The following is a 20,343-nucleotide window of genomic DNA, read 5'->3' as shown; positions in this document are numbered from 1 at the left end:
GGCCTTGCGTCAGCCGGGGAATCTCCCCGTGCTGCGCAGCAGCCAGCGGCGCTCGGCATAGGCCAGATCGTCGCGCCACAGACGTGCCGCGGCACGGCGCATGAGCGGGCGCAGCACCGGGGCGGCGCTCCGGGCCAGCGCGAAGCCCTGCCGGTCCGACGCCGCGACGACCGCCTCGACGACGGCGGTCCGCGGCCGTTCGGCGTCCAGAGAGGTCAGCGGCGTCGCGTGCGTCTCCACGACGGACGAGGCTCCCTCACCGTCGGTGATCCGCATGACGACCGTGCGCGGCTCCGGCGCGGTGAACTCGGCCCGCACCGGAACCACCAGACGCCCCGCCACCCGGAAGGAGACGTCGACGACGAACGCGTCGTCCTCGTCGTCCTGCGGCTCACGTACCACCGCCAGGTCCACGAACGAGTACGGATGAAACCAGGACCCGTGCCACGGATCGAGCCGGTTGGCCACCACATCCTGCGGTTCGCACCGCCCGACCACGGTGAACACGGCGTCCACCCCGCGGCCCGTCGCGGGCCGCACCGGCACGACCGGGCGCTCAGCGGGCTCCTCGCCACCCACCTCGTCCATCCGTACCCACACAAGCACTCCGTCGTCGTGGACGGGAAACGGCTGCCAGCCCGCGAACGGCGAACCGTTCAGAGCCAGGCCGTGCCAGTGGCAGACGAGCGTGCCGCACACCACCCGGCTGTCGCGCAGAGGAGCACCCAGATGCGGACACACTCCCTGACCCGCGTGCAGGACGCCCGCGTCCGAGCGCCAGAGCACCACCTCCACGCCACCGACCGTCCTGCCGTATGGGCGTCCCGCGGCGGCCATCTCCCGCGAGGCACCGACCACGAACCAGTTGCCGGACGGACGGGCGGACGCACGCTTGAGCGCGGCCTTGATGAGCGCCGGCCGCGCCTGCCGCCAGGTCGGTTCCTGTGTCGCCCAGCCCGGGCCACCACGCCGACGCCGCAACGGAGGCGTCCAACGTGCCCCGCCCCTTCGCTCCCTCACCGCACCGCCCCTTTCCGCTCGCCGGCAGCCGGCGCCGCCGCGGACCGCGGGTCTCCGGCGGAACGCCCCTGCCACCGGGCGCGTACCACGTGCAGCACACCGGTCGCCGCGGTTGCCGCACGACGCCCACGGGACACCACCGCACGACGATGCAGCACGCTGTAGTCCTGCGCCGCGATCGCGTCGAGAATGCCGCCGTAGAGGGTGAAAGCCGTGCGGATACAGGGGCGTACGCGCGGGTCGAGCATGGCGATTCCCGGTTCCGCCGCACGGTACTCGTCCCTCGTCATCGCTTCCGCGGCGACGAGTGCCCTGCGGATCCGCGGATCGCCGCGCCCGGTGCGACGGCTCCACTCCAGGAGGGACCTGTCCACACCATGGGCGGACAGCAGGTCACCGGGCAGGTAGACGCGCCCGCGGTCGAGGTCCTCACCCACGTCCCGCAAGAAGTTGGTGAGCTGGAACGCCACACCCAGTGCCGCCGCGTGCGGGGCCGCGTCCGCGCGGGGCACGACCGTGCCGAGTACCGGCAGCATCTGCAGACCGATCACCGCGGCCGAACCGTGCACATAGCCCTGCAGCGCGGCATAGGTGGGGTACTCGGTGACGCTCAGGTCGGCACGCATCGACGACAGGAAGTCGGCGAAGAGCGCGTGCTCGATGTCGTACCGGTGGGCGGTGTCGGCAACGGCCCGCACCACGGGTTCGTCTCCCTCGCGCGTACGCAGCCCCCGTTCCAGGTCGTGCTCCAGAAGGCTGAGCAGACGATCGCGCTCGGCGGGTGCCTCGAACCGGTCGAGATCGTCGACGATGTCGTCGGCCCAGCGGGCGAAGCCGTACAGCGCATGAACAGCCGAGCGGCGTTCCAGCGGCAACAGCCGGGTGGCAAGAAAGTAGGTCCTGCCATGGCGGGCATTGAGCCGCCGGCACCTGGCGTATGCGGAGCGCAGCGCGGGATCGGTGATCCCCGCCGCCTCGAGTTCACGACGGGTCATCAGCACCTGCCTGTGTCGGGGTGGCGAGTACGGGCGGCGAAGCCGGAGGCACGGTCAGGTACCGACGGCCGGCACCGCCTGTCACGCGCGCGGCGGCGAGCTTGCCGCTGATGAGTACGGTGGGGACGCCGACGCCCGGAGTGGTTCCGCAACCGGCCAGCACCACGTTCTCCACGCCGCGCACGAGGTTCCGCGGCCGGAACGGTCCGGTCTGGACGAAGGTGTGGGAGACCGAGAAGGGACTGCCCGCAGCGTGCCCCTGCGCCGTCCAGTCGCATGGGGTCACCAGCAGCTCCTCCTGGACGCTGTCCGCGAACCCGTCCAGGCCCCGGCGCTCCAGTTCGCCGACCAGGCGGTCGCGGTAGAGCGGGCCGAGGTCCCGCCAGGCGGCAGCCGACGGGCCGACCGTGGTGTTCGGGCACGGGGCCAGGACGTAATGCAGATGGCGGCCGGGCGGCGCGAGAGCCGCATCGTGCGAGGTCGGGCGCGTGATCAGCAGGGACGGATCGCTCATCAACCGCCCCGACCGGGTCAGTTCGTCGAAGGTGCGCTCCCACGCGGCACCGAAGGAGAGGGTGTGGTGGGAGAGCTGGGGCCAGGTGCGGTCCGTCCCGGCATGCAGGACCACCGCGGACGGAGAGTGCCGGGTCCTTGACGGGCGCCACGGTGTACGTCCCAGCAGCCGGTAGGCGGAGGGGAGTTCACACGTGAGCACCACCGCGTCGCACGGGATCCGCTCGCCCGTCGTCAGGCGAACGGCCCGCACCCGGTCTGCCGAGCGCTCCAGCGAGCCCACTTCGGACGTCCAGCGCAGCTCGGCGCCGGCGTTCGCGGCGGCATCGGCCAGTGCGCGCGGGATCGCGTGCATCCCTCCCTTGGGGAACCAGACGCCTGCGACGGTGTCCATATAGGCGATCACGGCGTAGGCCGCGAGGGCACGAGCGGGGGCGACACCGGCGTACAGCGACTGGAAGGAGAAGACCCGGCGCAGGCGGTCGTCGGAGAGGAAGCGGCCGATCCTGCTGTCCAGTCGGCCGAACCCGCCGAGCGAGGCCAGACGTGCCAGGTCCGGGCTGAGCAGCTGGAAGGGACTGTCGAAGTTGGTGTCGATGAAGCGGCGCATCTGCGCCTGGTACAGACGTTCCAGCCATGTCCGCAGGTCACGGTAGCCGGCCGCCTCCGCCGGTCCGGCGAACCGTCGCACCTCCGCCTCCATCGCTTCTCCGTCGGTGTGCACGTCGAGCGAGGAACCGTCGGCGAAGCACGCCCGGTATGCCGGATGGAGGGCCACCAGTTCGACGTGACGGTAGAGACTGTCACCGACTGCCGCGAACGCCTCGTCGGCCAGATGAGGCATCGTCAGCACCGTCGGACCCGTGTCCACCTGGTATCCGCCCAGGTCCAGACGGCCGGCCCGACCGCCCGGACCGGACTCGCGCTCCACGACGGTGACCCGGCGGCCGGCACCCAGCAGGTGCAGGGCACAGGCCAGCCCCGACAGACCGGCGCCCACCACGACGACGTGATCGGTCGGCCCCACCACCGTTCTCACGCGACCTCCTCCGCGCACCGCGGCACCACGCCCGATGCCCGAGCGACCAGCGCGGCGAACTCGTCCCGCACGCCGGGGCGGGCGCCGGTGCGCTCGAAGTGCAGGAGACTCACGCCCGCCAGTTCGCCGATCTTCGCCTCCACCACCGCCCGTGCCCCCGACCTCTCCAGGGCGGTGCGCATACGCTCCACGGCCCGTTCCGACCTCGTATCGGCGCCCGGAGCGAGGGCTGCCGCGGCCCGTGAATCTCCGCCGGCCTCGGCAAGTTCGACCGCGACCGCCAGGAGGTAGGTGAGCTTGCGCGAACGAAGATCGTCACCTGTCGGCTTGCCGGTCAGAGCGGGGTCACCGAAGGCGCCGAGGAGGTCGTCACGGAGCTGGAACGCCAGCCCGGCGCACCGACCGGCCGCCCGCAAAGCGTCCAGTACGTCCTCGTCGGCGCCCGCCAGCGTCCCGCCCAGCGCGAGCGGACGGGCCACCGTGTACAGGGCACTCTTCAGGGTCGCGATGGCAAGCGCCTCCTCGACTCCGGACGAACGGGCCGCCTGAGCGTGCAGGTCGCGGTACTGACCGGCCACCATCTCGGTGCGCACCGCCCGCCACTCCTCGACCAGCCGCGCGCCCTGCGGCGTCCCTAGCGCCGTGTCCGCCAGCAGATCATCCGCCCACACCAGCGCCAGATCACCGGCGAGCACGGCGGCAGAGGTCCCGAAGGACTCGGCGGAGCCGTGCATGCCGGCCGCCCAGTGCCTCCGGGCCATCTCGACGTGCATCGCGGGGGCACCCCGGCGGCGCAGGGATCCGTCCATCACATCGTCATGGACGAGGGCGCACGCCTGGAGCAGTTCGAGGGCGGCCCCCACGCGGAGGACCGCCGTGTCGTCGCCCGAGCCGCCCGCGGCGAGCCAGCCGCACGACGCGAACGCGGTGCGCAGCCGCTTTCCACCGCGGGTGACCAGCGCCGCCACACGGTCGGCCACATCGCGGGCGAAGACCGGATCGACCGCGCGGGACTGGTGCAGTCGCTCGTTCAGAACTCGGTCGAGGACGGTGGCCGCCCCGGCTTCGACGCTTCGCGCGGTTGGAGTATCAGCATCGTGTTCGGCCCTCTCGGCCGATGTCGGCGACAGTCCAAGCATGCCCGACCTCTTCTCGCTCCCGGCTAGATGCACATCCGTGCTTCTGTCGACGACGTTCATGCGGATGCGCTGATCTCTGCCCGGAACGGGCCGGTCCGGGGACGTACTCACTCCGGTGGCCCATCGACGAGGAGCGCACGGCGGTCTGCCGGCTGTCGCGCGTACCCGAACCAACATGCCGCGTCCCTGCGGATCGGACCGTCCGTTCTCGTCACGCGCCGTGATGAGCGTGCCTACCGCGCATCGTCCGCGGGGTCCGTCGCGACAGGGCTGTACGGCGGCTTTCGACGGGCGGCCGAACAAGGGGGATGGTTGCGTGGCGGCGAGACATCACTCGTCGCGAAAGGTACGTCCGTGTCCCCTGAATCCGCCCCCCACTACACCGTCCCCGGCATGACCGTCCAGGACAGCAGCAGCGTCATCGCGCTTCTTCAGATGAGACTGCACTCACTGAACGATCTCACTCTCACGCTCAAGCACATCCACTGGAACGTCGTCGGACCGCACTTCATCGCCGTGCACGAGATGATCGACCCACAGGTCGACCAGGTCCGTGCCATGACCGACGACCTCGCCGAACGGATCTCCACCCTGGGCGGCGAACCGCACGGCACCCCGGGCGCCCTGGTCGCCGACCGGACCTGGAACGACTACTCGATCGGCCGAGCCGAAGCCATCGAGCACCTGGGCGCACTGGACCTCGTCTACACCGAGATCGTCAAGGACCACCGGGCAGCCATGCAGGCCACCGAGTCCTCCGACCCCGTCACCCAGGACATGCTCATCGAGCAGCTGCGCGGGCTCGAGCTCTTCCAGTGGTTCGTCCGCGCTCACCTGGAGAACAGCGGCGGCCGGCTCAGCACCGCCCGTGCCACCACGGAGCAAGCGGCCGCGCGCCAGGCAGCCGAGCAGGCACGCGACCAGCCGTGACCCCTCCGGGAAGCCGTTCATCCAGCACCACCGCAGAGGAGAGAGTCGTGGCCAAGGACAAGGACGTCAGCAGGGGCGACAAGGTCGCGTGGAGGAGCCACGGAGAGACGGTCAGGGGGAAGGTGAAGCGCAAGATCACCGAACGGACCGAGGCCGCCGGCCGCACGGTGGACGCCTCGACGGAGGAACCGCAGTACGAGGTGGAGAGCGACAAGTCGGGCCGCTCCGCCGTGCACAAGCCCGGCGCGCTGCGCAAGAGGGGCACGTCCTCGTGAGAAGGCACGACGATGCCCGTGACGAACGCGTCAGGGGTTTCGAGTTCTCGGGCAGCGCCCCAGCGGCGACATCACGGAGACCCTGTGGCGCTACTCGCTGAAGAACTGGGGACACGACCCGCTCTGACCACGCAGACCGACGCAGAGGCTGCGCGGCCCCAGGCCCAGCGGAGGACTGCCCACCGTGCACGATGACGGCGGCGGGCCCGACGGCGGCCCCCCAGCGTCCTCACGGCGTCACCGATGCCGGCGTGTGGCGCGTCCCCGTCGAGTCGCTCACGGCGCTCTGCCCGGAACGTACGATCCGAAGGTCCATTCACGCCCTTCGAGATCGAGGACGCGGGCGCGCCGTGCTCCCCATGGCGTTTCCTCAGGGGCGAACACGGCGCTGGCTCCCGCCTCGACCGCACGCTGGTAGTAGGCGTCGGGATCCTCCACGCAGAGGTAGACACCGGCCGCGGGCGCCGCTGGGCACGTGTCGGTGCGGATGCGCGGCTGATGGTGAGGGACTCGAGGGTGCCGACTACAGACGATGTCATTCGTGGACCGGATCGATCCGAACCGAGGGGCAGTCGAAGGCTCCGCCGAGTCGGTCCTAGTCTCCTGAGAATCCGAAGATTCCCAGGTGAGTCGGCCTGTCGCCGGAGTAGAGGACGATGTAGTAACCGGTCCACCGCATCTGACACTCACCGAGCAGGCTCTGCTCGTGCTCCTCATGGCTCTCGGCCTCATTGGCAGCAGCGGTGAGTTCCTCGTACTGCTCGACCGAGGGGCGGTCTGTGCCGAAGTGGTGCATCACTCGGTCGAGAGCCAGAGGGCGCAGGGTGCCGTAGTCGGCGATACCGGAGCGCGTCGGCGGGTCATCCGTGGCAACGACCTTGTCGACGTCGAGGATCGTATGGGTGCCCTCGGTCCCCATGAATTCCTCGTCCTCGTAGAGGTCTTCCAGGTCTCGGTATCGGCCGTCGTCGCCGTATTCCTCCTGGAACACTCTCGCCTGCAATGTAGCCAAGGCCGCCTTGACGTCTCCGTCGTACTCGGTGACGTAGTCCCATCCACTGGCACCCATCGACCTGCCCCTCCCTGAAGATCGTGAACGGGTGAACGATAGCGACGGGAACTGACAGCGGCGCGGCCTGGCGGCGGGTTCTTCTCGACGTCCCGGATCGAGGCGTCCAGGCGGCCACCCGCATCAGGGAGATCACCCGGAAGGGTCCTGAAAGTCGGCGCGCCTCCGGGACGAGGGCCCGCCGACTGTTTCGTACGTTTGGCTCTGTTTCATGGGGAGGAAACCGCGCGGAGGAGTCTGCTGCTCGGCGGCGGTGTATGCCGACGGGGCAGTGAGGCGTTCACCGGCCGGGAAAGGCGGGACACGATCCTCGCCATCCCACCAGAGGTCGTTGTCCTCTCAAGTCCGTTCGCGGAGCGGAAAAGCGGCGGGGGCAGTGATCGCGGTGCCGGTCCCAAGGCGCACGGGGCCACCTCGGCGGCGGTTGGTAGCGGATGTGCTCGGCGCTCCGTGTTGGCTGAGCCTGGCGTGGCATGACCGGCAAGCGGCGGAACGCTGTACCGGGCGGCGGAGCAAGTAGTCGCTCGGGTGGGGGGCCGCCGTGCTCCCGGGCGGGCAGACCAGTGGCCCGGCACCGAGCGGTGCCCGGCCACTCGCCCACGTCTCTGGTGTGCAGGCGACTGTTGGTGCCGTCGTGGCTGTCGGCCTGCTCTTCGTTGAACCAGTAGTCGCCTGCGGCCAGGTAACGGAACGAGTGCACGCCGTTGCCAGGCAGGGCCACGGTGACCGCGCGCGTCCCGTCCTTGCGCGGTGCCAGGGTGTGGGCGCCGGGCTGCCAGTCGTTGAAGTCACCCACCACGCTGACCGGGCCGGGAGGCGTGTCGGCCGGCAGGACGAACGTGACGTGAGTGCGGCCCTTGGTCTGCTTGCGTTCCAGCATGGAATCTCCTGGCTGCAGGGTGATCGGTGGGGGCCATCCTCCAACTGGCGGCGGCGATGGCTGCCCGACGCGACCATGGGCAGGGCTCACTTCACTCACCCAGCGCTGAACCGACGTGTGCGCGCCCCGTGATCATGGTCGCGGTGGCAGGCAGGCGGCAGGGGGCCTCGCGGGCGGTTCTAGTGCGGTGCGCGTAGCAACGCGGCGAGAGCCGCGGCGAGTTCCACCGGCTCCACGGGCAGTGTGACCGTGGCGTCGGCGAGGCTCCAACGAGCCAGCCAGGCGTCCTGCGGCCGGCCGATCAGGAGCAGGACCGGCGGGCACTGGAAGATCTCGCTCTTGATCTGCCTGCACACACCCATACCCCCGAGGGGGACCGCCTCGCCGTCCAGCACGCAGACGTCGATCCGGCTTGTGCCCAGTGTCTGCAGGACCGCGGGCACGGTCGCGCAGTCGACGAACGCGACGGGCGGAATGTCGGATGCGGGCCTGCGGCCGGCCGCCAGGCGGACCTGTGCCCGGGTACCTGCGTCGCTGCTGTAGAGCAGGGCCGTGGCGCTCGCGGTCATCGCTTCTCCGTGTGCCGTGTGCCGTGTGCCGTGTGCTGTGGACGGGCCGGCCGGGACGGCCAGTACCGGACCGGCCGACGCAGCCCAGGAAGCTCCAGAGTTATGGTTCAAACTTACACAAATCGGGTATTTCCGCATGTTCGGCACAGTCGGACGCCCATCCCTTCCGTATGGGCAGGCGACATCAGGGTGTGGCGGTGAGAGCCGATGACTCAATGCAAGATTCCCGACTATCGCACCGGCCATCGTGGTCGGCACTGGACACACGCCCTGCGCTGCGCGCAGAAGAAGGGAGCCGTCATCGTCACCGATGAGACGGAGGAACCGGTGCTCTACGCGCACGAGGACTCCGGGCCCGGTCGGTTCAGGCCATGGATCAGCACCGCGGGTTCCCGCTACGACAGCCACGAAGTCCACCCCGAGTGGTGACGGCCGGGCAGGCTCCCCCCGGCGGCGGCCTGCCCGCTGGTCTGAGAAGGCTCGTCCCGTAAGCCCGCACTCCGCCCTCTCGGCGTGGGCCCGACGTCACCGGTTCCCCGGGGCTGTTCCACACCATGACCGACCAGCGGGCTTCCGAGCCGCTCGGACCCAGGGAGCGGGGGAGCGGATGCGCGCGGCGGGAGACCGCCCAGATCGCCGATCGAACCGGCCGACGGCTTCCGGCTGCACGGTGTGTCGACCCTTCACCTTCAGCATGTGTGCGGGTGGTATGGCCGGGCAGAGGCGCTGGTGAGCGGGCGGCCGCGTCCGCGGTCCTCCCTATGGGCGGGCATAGGCCGCTCGCTCCCACCGTGAACACCAGTCCAGCAGACGTACCTGGGCGGATACTCGGGTGTTCTGGCAGTGGGCCGCTCAATACGCTGCCAGAGGCAGCCGCTCGTCCCGCGATCGCCTGCCAGATCTGTCTGCACCCACCGCTAGAGTGACGTGCGTGGAGGACATGGGGAAAGTCATCGAGAACCTCGCGGAGGAAGCCGAACGGCTGATCCGTGAGCGGGTGTGGGTCCCGACGCACCAGGACTGTGCCGTCGCTGAGAAGGCGGCCGCCGAACTGCAAGCCGCCATCGGTACTGCACAGTCCCAGGAGATGCTGCCCGAGGTCGACCGGCTGGCACACCTGCGGGAAGCGCTCGCCGCCCTGGCCATCGCCCTCGCCCACGTACACGGACGCCTGGCCTGGTTCCTCGGTGCAGCTGCCACCACGTTCACGCCGGTCCTGCACTGGCGCGCCCTACCTGCCGAAGGCGGCTCCACCTTCGGTGCCGTCACGCCGGAACCCCAGCAGTACACGGAAGCCGAAGAGGCGCTCCGCCGACTCCAGAGCACACTCTCCGGCATCACGGCCGCTTGACACCACCCCGATCAGCCCAGGCACGGCATACCGCTCCACGTGGTTGGCCGTGACTTCTTGGCGGCCACGACCCTCTCGGCTGCGGTCTTCGTGCTCGGCCTCATTTTCGAACCGGTGCACTACTCGCGTACCGGAGTCCCGCAGGCCGGTGTGCCACGGGAGCGGATCCCGGGCGGCTGCTCTGCCGCTAGTCCGAAGGGAGCCGCCCGGCGAGCTCGTCGGCGAGCCGATCGGCGGCGTACCCGATATGGGTGGTGTCAAGGGTGCCCAGCCGCTTCAGGTAGCCGATCGTCTGGCGGACTTCGGTTGCGGTAAGCAGGGGCAGGCGGGGTCCGTCGGTGTCGAGGTGTGCGCCGTCGACAGGCTCAGCAGTCTTCATGAGGTGCTCAACTGTCCTCAGGCGTGGCAGGACACGCGGCATTGCGGGAAGAGCTTCAGGTGTGTGAGCAGGAGGGGTGGGCAGAGGCCTGGTGAGCGTGCGGCTGTCGTCTACGGTCCATGCCCCTATGCGTGGGCGAGGGCCGCACGCCGACCGGCAGTGACGCCGGACAGAGCCCTTGCACATACGCTGCGGCAGCCAGTCGCCATGCGCTTGCCACGCGACGCGGGCGCCGCTCGCCGAACCCGTGAGGAAGCGCCGGAGGCGAGCTGCTCGCCTCAGGTCTGCCGCTCTCGCGCGAAGGCCGCCGCGCGGGTCATCGCCGGCGCGCTCGGTGGCTACGACGTGAACTCGGACGTCTCCCTGGCGCTCCGGGCTGAGGGCCCAGCCGGTTGTCGCTGCGACCTTCTCTCTGGCCCAAGCCGCACAGGCACAAGAGGTACTCGCACCCAGGGCTCATGTGGGAAAGACCGTCATTCGCCCCTAAGAACTCCTAACGCAATGCCCCCGCTACAAGTCGGTTGCGGATGTGCAGGCATCATGAGGCAGCCGATGTGAGTGTGAGGAGCGGGATGGACGAGAGCAGCGCCGGGGATCTCATCCGCCTGGCCGACGAGGACAGCAGCCTTGTGGTTCGGATTCTGGCCGCACGATGCCCGGGGTGCTGACGCTGCACGACTTCCTCGATGCAGAGATCGTCGTCACGAGCGGTTTTGCCCAGGGATGCCTGGAGGTGTGTCTGGCTCCGGACGACCTCGACGGCTGGTCCGAAGCCCTTGGCGAGGTCGCCGCCGGGCGGGATGCCGTCTGGATGGATGACGGACGTAACCCCGAGATCCGGCTCGAGTCGTCTGACCAGGACGGGATCGTCGTTGTTGCGGTGGAGACGTAGCCGCGTCTGGGACATCGGTCCGTGTCCCGGTGCGTCTGGCCGACGGATGGGCGGCCGACCACTACGAACGACTGCGGCGTGTCCGCGCTAATTGGCCTCAGGAGGTTGTGCAGACCTCGCCTGGTGCCTACGAGTGGCGGCGCTGATCTGCCTGAGCCTGCGCCAGCAGATCAGCGCACAGGCCAAGGTCAAGAACGCTTCGTGAATGTCGTCGCGGATCTCCCAACGGATCCGCAGCCGGCGGAACCAGTGCAGGTGGGCAAACGCGCGTTCCACCACCCAGCGTTCGGTCCCGAGCCCGGATCCATGCTCGGTTCCCCGTCGGGCGATGACTGGCTTCACGCCCAGGTCGAGGCGCGACCGTGCCACGTCGAGAGAATCGGCCGCCCCCGGGCTGGGCCCGGTGGCTACGGTGTGATCTGCATGCGGGGCTGCGGATCGGCGAGGAGTTCGAGGAGGCCGGCGATCTCCTGCCCTGCTTCGGCGGGATGCCGGAACGCGGCGCCGGAAACCAGGGTGTACCGGTTGCGCCGCCCGTTGCGGGCCCGCGTGAGGTACCCGGAGTCCTCCAGGTCGGCGACGATCGCCTGCACGGTGCGCTCGGTCACGCCACAGCTCTCGGCGACATCCCGCAGCCGGACGCCCGGGTCGCGGGAGATCGCCAGCAGTACGCGGGCGTGATTGGTGAGAAAGGTCCATTCAGAGTGATCTCCACCTGCTGCCATGGGTCCATGATGCTCCAGGCCCTCCCAACGTGCGAAGTACATTTCATGAAACTGTTGACGTGCGACAAGCGAGAGAAGACACTCGATGCAGGCCCTCTCGAGCTTCCGGAGGTGTTGAAAATGACGCTTCTCCCCGGCCCCGCACGCCCGGCGGACTCCCGCACGGACCGTGAATGCCGAATGGACGTGTCCGTGACCCCGACCAAGGCGGGTGCGTTCGTCACGGTCCGCGGAGAAATCGACCTCGACACCGCCACGGAGCTGAGAACAGCCCTCCTCCACGTCGTGACCGCCTGCGATGGGCCCGGGACCAACGTGGTTCTCGACCTCTCGCAGGTTTCCTTCTGCGACTCCACGGGCCTCAACACGCTCCTGCGCGCCCGTCTGCATGCCCTGGACGAACGCCGGAACCTCACCATCGCGCACGCCAGCCCCGCCGTGACCCGACTCCTGGAGATCACCGGATCCGCGCAGCTCTTCCGGCCATAGCACTCGTATCGGCGAACACGTGAGCGGACAACCCGTACGCGGACAACGCCTCCCTTCAGCTGAGTTGTTGATCGGTAGGTGCCCCAGGCCCGGATGCGGCTGCGGTGAGTGGATCGCGGCGGTGCCGGCGCTAGCTGACAGCGCTGATCACGACCGGCCTGCCGGAGCAGGCAGCCCGGTCTCATCCGGGAGCTGAGACCGTGCGTCCAGCCAGCCATTCGACGGCTGACCGCCCGCACGGGGGCTTCGCTGTGGGACGGGGAACCGCTGTAGGCCGTCGTAGCAGTACCGGCCGGGACTTCGGCCGGACGGTTGCCCGGTGGGTGGTTGGCCGGTTTGCGGCGATCTGCGGGGGCCGATGTGGGGACTGCACCCGACAGTGACCGATGACCCCAGGGACGCAACCACCGCTCCCGACCATGAGGCGTCCACCCGCCTCTACTACGGCATCGGCGACGTCGACGCCTTCTACGACGCGGTCTGGGGCGGTGAAGACATCCACATCGGCGTCAACACCCACCCAAAAGAGGCGATCGCGGAGGCCTCTCGCCGTACTGCTGCGCGGGGTCTCAAGCCAGGCGGGGCGCTGGTGTTCTCCGACATCATGGCCGCCGAAACGACCCCGCCCCAGGCCCTGCGCCCGGCGCTCTCGCGACCCGGCGTGGAAACCTCGTCGATGTAGTCGAGGGTGACGAGGTAGTCGGCGGCACAGCGGAAGTCCTCCACACGCCATGTCGCCTCTTCGGGGTGGTGCGGCTCGCCACTGCTGGCGGCCTGGAACCCGGCGCCGAAAGCGAGGACGGCGAAGCCGGCTTCGGCGAACGCCCTGCCATGCACGGAGCCTGATGACCCGCGCCTAACGAACTGGTCGGCGAGCTGTCGATCAAGGACCCCCACTTCAGAAGGTGGTGGGCCGCCCATTACGTCGCCGCCCAGACCACGGGCGTCAAAACACTCCGTCACCCGCTCGTCGGCGAACTCACCCTCGACTGGGAGACACTCGCCGTCGCCACCGATCCTGACCAGGAACTCGTGGTCTGGACAGCCGCCCCCGGCACAGCAGCCACGACTGCCTTGCCTTTCTGGCCTCGTGGGTGACCGCGAATGCCACCACTGCCGACAGCGCCCCCGACCGGCACGAAGCACGAACCGGTACCCGGCCCACACCCCCCTCCTGAACCGCAGTACTGATCTACCGCCCCGTCTTGACTCGGCCGGCGTGCATGGAGACCCCCGCCCGCACAGCGCGGGCAGGAGGGCCGCACAGCTCGACCCGGGGGCAGGCCGTCGGGCGGACTTGGGACGAACCGGAAAAGTACGCGCGAGCCTGGGGGAGGTACATCGGGACGACGGCGGCCGCGGCCAGCAGGTCGGGCAAACAGTTGACCGCCGCCCACCACCCGGGCTCCACACCCTCCATCCCGAAGTCGTTCACCCGGAACAGCAGACACAGAGCACCCACGGCGGTCAGGACGGCGCGGGCCCAGCCGCGGCCGGCCCGCATGCGCACCGCCACGGCCAGCCAGCCGCCCAGCAGCCCGGCCAGTACCGCTGCCGACACGGCGAGTTGACCGATCGCCGCGCCCTCGTCCGCGTACTCGGTCAGCTCGTCCAGGCCCGTGGGCGGCACCACGAAGGCGCCCAGCGCCCAGACCAGCACCTCCGTCGCGACGGCTGCCAGCGTGACCGCCCAAGCGGCCTCGACCTGTCCCGGGCGCATCGGGCCCGTGCTCGTCATACCGGTCGTCAAAGCAGCCTCCCTCGGGTTCGTCATGAGAGAGGGTGAACGGCGGGGACCGGTTGTCCCGACCGTGCGATCGATCGCCAGACCCCTTCCCGTCGCCGTGCGCGCGGCGCCGTACGCTCTTGGGGTGACCCTGCGCGCTCTTCACGACCGATCCGTCCTGGCCGACCGCTTCGACCGGGATCCGGCGATGCACCTGATGGAACTCGGCGACCTCGACGATCTGCTGTGGCCGCACACCAGTTGGTACACCGTGTCACGGAGCGGTCCGGTCGCGCTCCTCTACGCGGTCGGCGACATTCCCACCCTGCTCGCCTTCTCGCGTCCCGGGGCAGCGGCGGAGCTGGAGGAGCTGGCCGGCGCGCTGCTGCCCGTGCTTCCCCGTCGCTTCTTCGGCCATCTGACCGGCGAGGCCGCCAAGGTGCTGGAGTCCGCGTACGAGGTCCAGCGACACGGCGTCCTGCTGCGGATGTCCCTCACCGATCCCGGACCCACCGCTGCCCACCCGGACGGCCCCTGGCAGCCCGCTCCGCTGGACCGGGGCGACCTGCCGGAGCTTCTGGAGCTGTTCGCGCGGGCGTATCCGGGCAACTGGTTCGACGACAGGATGCTGGACACCGGCCAGTACATGGGAGCCCGGCGGGACGGGCGGCTGGTCGCGGTCGCGGGGGTGCACGTCTACTCGCCCGCCTACCGCGTCGCCGCCATCGGGAACGTGACCACCCACCCCGAGCTGCGTGGGCAGGGTGCGGGTGGAGCATGCGTGGCCGCGCTGTGCCGGCGGCTCGGCGAGACCGTCGACCACATCGGGCTGAACGTCCGGGCGGACAACGCGACGGCTGTGGAGCTCTACCGGCGGCTCGGTTTCACCGACGTCACGGAGTTCACCGAGGCCACGTTCACGGCGCTCCCGCAGGGCGCGGGCAGCTGACGCAGCCTCGCCCGTACAGTCGAACGCGTGAGCTGTCGACGGCCAGGATCGGGCGCCCGGCAGGGGACCAGGGCAGTGACAGACCGACCAGCAGCGAACGCAGCCGGTCGGTGTCGGTCCGGCTAGGCTGACGTCGTCGTACATAGCGCTCCTGCCCGCGTCGGTGCTCGAGCAGGAGCGTCGGCTCGACCGCCGAGTGGACTGTACCCGGCACGTACCGCACCGAGTCCGCAAGCTCGAACAACCCATCGCCCCGTGCGGTCAGACACCCGTACAACTCTTCCTGGAAGCTTGATGCTTCCGCGAACGCGGTCCATCAGCTGCGGCGCGCTGCGTGCTGGCCCGGACGTCACCGGCGCAGGGATCGAGGGCGCTCACGTGGGGCACTCGTTCGATGGCCTTCCGCGCTCAGTCGACAGCCTTCGCATGGAGGCTTCCCGCAGCTTCCGTGGGTACGTCGGCCGGGCGCCCGAGCGTCTGACAGACCTCGCCGAAGCCACGCGCGCTCGCCACTCGCGCGATGTCCTCATGCCGCATCTAGACGCACTGGTGCTCGCGCTCGCCGAGGAGACGTTCGCTCTCGGCCACCGCGGTGACCGCGTGCTCCGGGAGTTGCCCCGACGCCGCAGGGGACAGTGGTGGACTTGAGGCCACGCTTGGTCACGGACAGCACCGTTCCTTCCTGGATGAGGGAGGAGCCTCGTGGCGACCCCCGGTCAGAGGTGAGCGGTGATGCGAAGAGGTGGCCCGGACCACAGGGCGGTCGTCGTGGCGCCGACGCACACAGCGCCGACTGCGGTCACTCCTGCGATGGTGGAATCGGCGGAGTGAAGGAGCCACGCCCGAAGTTCGGGCGCCCCTCCCGGGCCCCATCCGCTGGCTGCGAGAACAAGGGGCATGGCGGCCAGCGGCCTGCGACCGAGCGTCGCAATCGGCCGACGTCGCACGGCAGGCCCCGGCTCGACAGTAGGCCCTGGGGCGCACGGCAGCACCTGCCCGGAAGGGTGTCGTACTTTGCTCGTATGCTCGCTCGATGACGTCCTACGAAGGCACCCATCCCACTGTTCTCGTCCGGGTGGGCGACCGGCACGCACAGATCGACGAGCAGCTCGCACCCGCAATCCAAGCGATCTGGGAGTGCGGATTCGACACTCTCACCTGCTGCCAGGACGTCGGCGAGAGCAACGCGGACTGGCCGCAGCAGCTGCCGCACATGAAGGAATGGGTGGATTCCAAGCGCGGATGGACGCTCATCGACCTTCCGGTCGACAGCGGCCTGGCCTTCCTCTCAGCTGTGGCGAATGCCGGCCAGCGGGACGCGTTCTACGTCCGTATGACGCACTGGGCAGCCCCAGACGCATGGGAGGTGAACGTCAAGCCGATGGACGTGGCAATGTTCCAGGAGGAACTGGCATCGCGGTTTGGCCTCCAGCTGCTCCAGGTGAGTTTCCCGGCGTACGACCTGCCGGAACTGACCCGGCGTCTTCGTGAGCACGCCGCGGGCCGCTCGGTACCGCCCGCCCCCACCGACTGGAGCACCGTCGGCAGGTAGGGAGATCCCCCTGCGTGCTCGACAAGAACACTCAGTCAGGACAGGGTGCTCTGCGGACTTCGGCGTTTCGAACATGCAGGGAGGCGCTCTGGACACCCGGCGATCGGTCGGCGGGGGCGGTCGAAGAAGGCATGATCCAGTCTCTGATAGTTCGATGGTGGGGGTGCGATGTGGGGGATTGGCAAACCGATCCGACGTTCGCGATGTGCCAGGCGCTGGCGGACGGAGCGGAGCTGGCCTCGTTCGTGGGAGGAGCGTTCGATGTGAGGGCGGTGATAGCCGGCATCCATCCCGAGACCAAGCACGGTTCCCTCCTCGACGCCGTCCCATGGGGAAACTTCCCCCACGGGCACGATGTCCGTCAAGCCGTTCACCTGCTGCACACCGGCGACAGCCCAGCTCCCCCTACGACGGGCCTGCTGGTCGGCATGTGCGCCAACGACAGCCGAGCTGCCGCCGCGCTCGCCGTACCCTTCCTGATCTCCATCGCCACCGATGCCCACCACCCACACCGTGCCGACGCCCTCCACGTACTCTCAAGCCCCGCCCGCGCCCAGCACTTCGGCGTCGCCTCCCGAGATGAACTGCTCCTCCACCGCACCGACCCCCGACGCCACGCCCCCGACGACTACGACGACTACGGCGTCGAGGTGACCGGCTACCCGGCAGGCTGGTCGGTGGCCGCCGCCCGAGCCGAGATCACCACCGAAGCACACCTGCTCCTGCCCCTTCTCGACGACACTGACCCAAGACTCCGCATCGACGCCGCCTACGCTCTGGCTACCGCCGCCGACCCCGACCACACGATCCGAACCACCTTCGACACAAGGCTCGCCACGGAGCACGACACCATGGTCCGCGCCGCCCTGCTCCTGGCAGCCGCCGAGATCACCCGGGCCCACGCTCACCCGCCAACCACCTCGAGGCTCCGCGAGCGGTGGCAAGACCGAACAGAGACCCCCGAAGCCCGCCTGGCCGCAGCGATCGGCTGGCTCTGCCTCACGGACGAACCCATCCCCGAGGAGCTCAACCACCTTTGTGACACGCTCGCCACCGACGAATGCGCGCACGCTATGGACGCCCTGCCGTGGATGACCGCCGCCGGCGGAAACGGTGAACCAGGACTGCTGCGTTGCGTTCGTCGCATGCTTCATCCCGAAGAGTCCGAACCGTACGACGACGACCCCTGGGCCTTCCCGATCTGAGCGACGAGTTGCCGGACCGCGTGCCGGAGATCATCTCTCAGCCCGCAGACGCCGCACGAACCGACGCCTGCCAAGGCGATGCGACGCCGCGGCGCACCGGTACATGACCGCGACACCGGCTGCCCGGAGTACCAGGTCCTCGTCGGCGGAACCGTCATCGACATGACCACGCAAGAGGTGACCGCGCGCCCCAACTCGGAGACGAGCCGTGGAGCCAGCTGCTGACCTTGTCCACCGGCGGGTGGGACACGGTGTAAGCAGACCGCGATCCGCGACGGAAACGTGCTGCTGATCGTCTTCGGCTCGCCTACCCTCGTCGACTTGCACCTCAACAAGGTCCACGCCAAGCTGACAGCGGCCCGCTGACGCCCGGCCAGATCACGCCTCCGGCGCCCTCGACCACTCTGCGGTCGGGGCGTCGGCGCAAGCGGCACCTGCCGTGGCGCACGCAGCGCCTCTGGAATTCGGCCGCCGCCACCTCAATTCTCGGGGCTACTGCCTCTTCGGCGACTGGGCGAAGTCGGTGATCTCTTTGATACCTGGGGTGTAGCCGTCGGAGGTGTCGACGACAAGGGTAGGCAGGTCGAGAGAGATATCGACGAAGCCGTCAGGGACGTATGCGCCCGCCGCGATGTCCTCCAGAAAGCTGTGATCGGCGTGCGCTGCGCCGTGGACGTCATCTTCCGCGCGTTGGGTGATGCGCTGGACGATGGTCTCGGTGGCTGCGTTGACCAGGCAGGTGCGCCGTATCCCGTGCGGGCGCCGTCCCCGTTCTACTCCACCGGCTCGCACCAGGCGGCGACGAGATCCTGGAAGCGCGAGAAACGGGTGCCGGGAACGGTCTCACCACTGAACGTCTCGCCATTGAGCCAGCAGATGTCGAAGATGTCGGTCTCGGTGTCGAGGAGGCAGCACACACCACCGGTAGTGGCGGTGAGGTCGGTGAACACCTTCCTGACGCTCGCGGACCGCACGAACATCCGGCTCATGCTCGAGGTAGCGGCTGTGAACTGCAGTGACGCAAAGTTCGGGTGCCATGCGGGGGAGAACCTGACCGTCAGGTAGATGTACCCGACCGACACCCGTCCCTGCTCGTCGACCCTGTCGGAATCGCGGAGGAAGAACTCGCGCACCGCGTCGTCGGTGCCGACGACGATCGAGGTGTCCAGTTCGAGCGAGCCGCCTGCCGAACAGTCGACCGGTTCGCTCTTGAACTTCGAGGTGAACGGCACGATCAACTGCTCTCCGCCCGGCAGGGTCACCGGAAGCGGTGGCGTCTCGCGGCCTTGGGGGGCGAGCTCGGCCAGCTGGGTGAGCGCCCTCGCAACGTTCCGAGGGGACATGAAGATCTCATAGCTGTAGTCCAGCCCCATACCGCCTCGCCTCCCCGTCCTGAACCGTCATCCAGTCATGATCGGGATCGATCGCCCAGTTGATTCCAACGTGGCTGGCTTCGTCCGGACGCGGTTGGTAACGAAGCGCTCAGTTACAACACACCGCCACCGCCGTCAGGTTGGAAGTGGCCACTGACGCGGCCCACAGCAACCTCCGTATCTTGGTGCCATGACGGACGAGGACGAAACCAGGCTCTACGTGAACCGCTGGGGCGACACATCAGATCCAGCCCCGGAGCGGCGGGGGCCCCGCCGGGACGCGTGCTCGTGCTTCGACCAGTCCAGGCCGCACCCGCGAGCCCGCGTCGGGTTCCACACCGAACGACAGGACACCTCCGCCCCAGGCTGGCAGCACCTGCTGGAGCTGGTCGATGAGGCCATTGCCGACGGGCGCGAAGAGTTCCGTCCCCTCACCGAGCTGAGCCCAGAAGAGCGACGGCAGGTCATCACCCTGCCGCCGAGCATCGCCAGGCTGACCGCGGTCAAGCACCTGGTGCTCTACGGCAGCAACGTGGTCCGCATCCCGCCCGAGATCGGATCCATGACCAGCCTGGAGGAGTTCACCCCCTACACCTCCTACCGGCTGCACTGGTTTCCCTACAAGATCACCCGATGCCGGAAGCTGACCCGCAGCACAGTGAGCACGCGCGCGTTGTTCGGCAACGAGAAGCTGCGGCCGCCCTTCCCGAGGCTTCAGCCTGCCCAGGACTCCGTCGCGTACCTCGATCTGGCGAACCTGGATCCCCGGCGATGGGGCACCGCCGCCATCCATCGCTGCAGTATCTGCAACCATCCGATCGCACAGGGCGGACTCCATCAGGTGTGGATCTCGCTCCGCGTGGCCACCGACGTGCTTCCTCTGCTGGTCAGCGCCTGCTCGTCGGCGTGTGTCTCCGAACTGCCCGACGGCGCGAAGGGCTACAGCCCCACATCGCACACAGGCGGCCGAGTCGACCAGCAGGCGTCCGACTGGGACTGACCAGCCGAACATTCCTCGCCGTGCGCCGCTCCCCGGAGATACGAACTCCTGGTTGCGGGGGCCGAGAAGCAGAAGGCCATAGACCGCTTGCCCGGCGCTTGCGCGGCCTTCGCCACCGCCAGCCTGCAAGGTCGTCACGCAAGCAGGACTCGGGCGCTTGGGCATCTGGATTCCGTTGACGCGGCTCTGCGGCGGGCGCGAGGCGGCAGGCCTCACCGCTGCCCTCCTAGTTGCCGAGGCTGGAGTCTCCGCACGTGTCGCCGAAGGGATGCC

23 protein-coding genes and 2 pseudogenes are annotated in these 20,343 nt (G+C 69.1%); 12 read left to right on the top strand and 13 right to left on the bottom strand.

Going from position 1 to position 20,343, the window contains the following annotated elements:
* Window positions 1-9 precede the first annotated feature (9 nt).
* The 4 genes from ACZ3IJ_RS09135 to ACZ3IJ_RS09120 are packed head-to-tail and all read right to left on the bottom strand — an operon-like array spanning window position 10 to window position 4,706.
* Complete coding sequence (locus ACZ3IJ_RS09135; protein WP_467467033.1) at window positions 10-1,020, bottom strand: DUF5914 domain-containing protein; 1,011 nt, start codon at window positions 1,018-1,020, stop codon at window positions 10-12.
* A complete protein-coding gene (locus tag ACZ3IJ_RS09130; RefSeq protein ID WP_467467032.1) occupies window positions 1,017-2,015 on the bottom strand; it encodes a phytoene/squalene synthase family protein in 999 nt (332 codons plus the stop codon). The genes ACZ3IJ_RS09135 and ACZ3IJ_RS09130 overlap by 4 nt, the downstream gene beginning before the upstream one ends.
* Window positions 2,002-3,567 carry a phytoene desaturase family protein gene (crtI, locus tag ACZ3IJ_RS09125; RefSeq protein WP_467467031.1) on the bottom strand — a complete coding sequence of 522 codons (1,566 nt, stop codon included), beginning with the start codon at window positions 3,565-3,567 and terminating at the stop codon, window positions 2,002-2,004. The genes ACZ3IJ_RS09130 and crtI overlap by 14 nt, the downstream gene beginning before the upstream one ends.
* Window positions 3,564-4,706 (bottom strand): polyprenyl synthetase family protein, encoded by a 1,143-nt coding sequence (locus ACZ3IJ_RS09120; RefSeq protein ID WP_467467029.1) that lies wholly within the window; start codon window positions 4,704-4,706, stop codon window positions 3,564-3,566. Before ACZ3IJ_RS09120 ends, crtI begins: the two co-directional genes overlap by 4 nt.
* Window positions 4,707-5,099: 393 nt before the next feature.
* Between ACZ3IJ_RS09120 and ACZ3IJ_RS09115 the strand changes: the two genes are divergently transcribed.
* Window positions 5,100-5,636, top strand: a complete 537-nt coding sequence (locus tag ACZ3IJ_RS09115; protein WP_467467656.1) for a Dps family protein — start codon at window positions 5,100-5,102, stop codon at window positions 5,634-5,636.
* Window positions 5,637-5,683: 47 nt separating this feature from the next.
* Entirely contained in the window at window positions 5,684-5,911 is a 228-nt protein-coding gene (locus tag ACZ3IJ_RS09110) for a hypervirulence associated TUDOR domain-containing protein (protein WP_467467028.1), read from the top strand.
* A 595-nt stretch (window positions 5,912-6,506) separates the two neighbouring features.
* Here ACZ3IJ_RS09110 and ACZ3IJ_RS09105 read toward each other — a convergent pair.
* From ACZ3IJ_RS09105 to ACZ3IJ_RS09095, 3 genes are all read right to left on the bottom strand, one after another.
* A complete protein-coding gene (locus ACZ3IJ_RS09105) occupies window positions 6,507-6,980 on the bottom strand; it encodes a hypothetical protein (RefSeq protein WP_467467026.1) in 474 nt (157 codons plus the stop codon).
* A 280-nt stretch (window positions 6,981-7,260) separates the two neighbouring features.
* The gene (locus tag ACZ3IJ_RS09100) at window positions 7,261-7,860 is read right to left on the bottom strand and encodes an isoamylase early set domain-containing protein (RefSeq protein ID WP_467467025.1); all 600 of its coding nucleotides are present in this window, start codon (window positions 7,858-7,860) and stop codon (window positions 7,261-7,263) included.
* Window positions 7,861-8,039: 179 nt separating this feature from the next.
* Entirely contained in the window at window positions 8,040-8,429 is a 390-nt protein-coding gene (locus ACZ3IJ_RS09095; protein ID WP_467467024.1) for a hypothetical protein, read from the bottom strand.
* A 207-nt stretch (window positions 8,430-8,636) separates the two neighbouring features.
* Between ACZ3IJ_RS09095 and ACZ3IJ_RS09090 the strand changes: the two genes are divergently transcribed.
* Window positions 8,637-8,858, top strand: coding sequence for a hypothetical protein (locus ACZ3IJ_RS09090; RefSeq protein WP_467467023.1), 222 nt, complete (start codon window positions 8,637-8,639; stop codon window positions 8,856-8,858).
* Between the two features lie 511 nt (window positions 8,859-9,369).
* Window positions 9,370-9,780 carry a hypothetical protein gene (locus ACZ3IJ_RS09085; RefSeq protein WP_467467655.1) on the top strand — a complete coding sequence of 137 codons (411 nt, stop codon included), beginning with the start codon at window positions 9,370-9,372 and terminating at the stop codon, window positions 9,778-9,780.
* A gap of 187 nt (window positions 9,781-9,967) precedes the next feature.
* On the opposite strand, the gene ACZ3IJ_RS09080 is transcribed toward ACZ3IJ_RS09085, so the two are convergent.
* Window positions 9,968-10,159: a hypothetical protein gene (locus tag ACZ3IJ_RS09080; protein ID WP_467467022.1), complete on the bottom strand. Its 192-nt coding sequence runs from the start codon at window positions 10,157-10,159 to the stop codon at window positions 9,968-9,970.
* A gap of 652 nt (window positions 10,160-10,811) precedes the next feature.
* On the opposite strand from ACZ3IJ_RS09080, the pseudogene ACZ3IJ_RS09075 reads away from it, so the two are divergent.
* Window positions 10,812-11,197, top strand: a pseudogene (locus tag ACZ3IJ_RS09075) (DUF5959 family protein).
* Here ACZ3IJ_RS09075 and ACZ3IJ_RS09070 read toward each other — a convergent pair.
* Together ACZ3IJ_RS09070 and ACZ3IJ_RS09065 are read right to left on the bottom strand one after the other, a co-directional pair.
* A pseudogene (locus tag ACZ3IJ_RS09070) lies at window positions 11,139-11,423 on the bottom strand (transposase); the annotation flags it as partial. The pseudogenes ACZ3IJ_RS09075 and ACZ3IJ_RS09070 sit on opposite strands and share 59 nt — an antisense overlap.
* A 35-nt stretch (window positions 11,424-11,458) precedes the next feature.
* Window positions 11,459-11,776 (bottom strand): helix-turn-helix transcriptional regulator, encoded by a 318-nt coding sequence (locus ACZ3IJ_RS09065; RefSeq protein WP_467467021.1) that lies wholly within the window; start codon window positions 11,774-11,776, stop codon window positions 11,459-11,461.
* Window positions 11,777-11,968: 192 nt separating this feature from the next.
* On the opposite strand from ACZ3IJ_RS09065, the gene ACZ3IJ_RS09060 reads away from it, so the two are divergent.
* From ACZ3IJ_RS09060 to ACZ3IJ_RS09050, 3 genes are all read left to right on the top strand, one after another.
* The gene (locus ACZ3IJ_RS09060; protein WP_467467020.1) at window positions 11,969-12,265 is read left to right on the top strand and encodes an STAS domain-containing protein; all 297 of its coding nucleotides are present in this window, start codon (window positions 11,969-11,971) and stop codon (window positions 12,263-12,265) included.
* 379 nt (window positions 12,266-12,644) lie between these two features.
* Entirely contained in the window at window positions 12,645-12,947 is a 303-nt protein-coding gene (locus ACZ3IJ_RS09055) for a hypothetical protein (RefSeq protein WP_467467018.1), read from the top strand.
* A gap of 182 nt (window positions 12,948-13,129) precedes the next feature.
* Window positions 13,130-13,363 (top strand): MmyB family transcriptional regulator, encoded by a 234-nt coding sequence (locus ACZ3IJ_RS09050; protein ID WP_467467654.1) that lies wholly within the window; start codon window positions 13,130-13,132, stop codon window positions 13,361-13,363.
* A gap of 94 nt (window positions 13,364-13,457) precedes the next feature.
* Here the strand turns inward: ACZ3IJ_RS09050 and ACZ3IJ_RS09045 are convergent, their stop codons facing one another.
* On the bottom strand, window positions 13,458-14,015 hold the full coding sequence (locus ACZ3IJ_RS09045; protein ID WP_467467016.1) for a hypothetical protein: 558 nt from the start codon (window positions 14,013-14,015) through the stop codon (window positions 13,458-13,460).
* Between the two features lie 121 nt (window positions 14,016-14,136).
* On the opposite strand from ACZ3IJ_RS09045, the gene ACZ3IJ_RS09040 reads away from it, so the two are divergent.
* From ACZ3IJ_RS09040 to ACZ3IJ_RS09030, 3 genes are all read left to right on the top strand, one after another.
* A complete protein-coding gene (locus tag ACZ3IJ_RS09040) occupies window positions 14,137-14,940 on the top strand; it encodes a GNAT family N-acetyltransferase (RefSeq protein ID WP_467467015.1) in 804 nt (267 codons plus the stop codon).
* 1,033 nt (window positions 14,941-15,973) lie between these two features.
* Window positions 15,974-16,492, top strand: coding sequence for a hypothetical protein (locus tag ACZ3IJ_RS09035; RefSeq protein ID WP_467467014.1), 519 nt, complete (start codon window positions 15,974-15,976; stop codon window positions 16,490-16,492).
* Window positions 16,493-16,506: 14 nt separating this feature from the next.
* Entirely contained in the window at window positions 16,507-17,697 is a 1,191-nt protein-coding gene (locus ACZ3IJ_RS09030) for a hypothetical protein (protein ID WP_467467013.1), read from the top strand.
* Window positions 17,698-18,189: 492 nt separating this feature from the next.
* Here ACZ3IJ_RS09030 and ACZ3IJ_RS09025 read toward each other — a convergent pair whose 3' ends face one another.
* Together ACZ3IJ_RS09025 and ACZ3IJ_RS09020 are read right to left on the bottom strand one after the other, a co-directional pair.
* Window positions 18,190-18,489, bottom strand: a complete 300-nt coding sequence (locus ACZ3IJ_RS09025; protein WP_467467012.1) for a hypothetical protein — start codon at window positions 18,487-18,489, stop codon at window positions 18,190-18,192.
* Window positions 18,471-19,070 (bottom strand): hypothetical protein, encoded by a 600-nt coding sequence (locus ACZ3IJ_RS09020; protein ID WP_467467011.1) that lies wholly within the window; start codon window positions 19,068-19,070, stop codon window positions 18,471-18,473. The genes ACZ3IJ_RS09025 and ACZ3IJ_RS09020 overlap by 19 nt, the downstream gene beginning before the upstream one ends.
* 190 nt (window positions 19,071-19,260) lie before the next feature.
* On the opposite strand from ACZ3IJ_RS09020, the gene ACZ3IJ_RS09015 reads away from it, so the two are divergent.
* Entirely contained in the window at window positions 19,261-20,070 is an 810-nt protein-coding gene (locus ACZ3IJ_RS09015) for a leucine-rich repeat domain-containing protein (RefSeq protein WP_467467010.1), read from the top strand.
* Window positions 20,071-20,343 lie beyond the last annotated feature (273 nt).

It is taken from the genome of Streptomyces sp. NPDC013317 (assembly GCF_055563155.1).
Note: the sequence above shows the minus strand (reverse complement) of the source record. Positions and strands in the feature narration are given on the sequence as shown.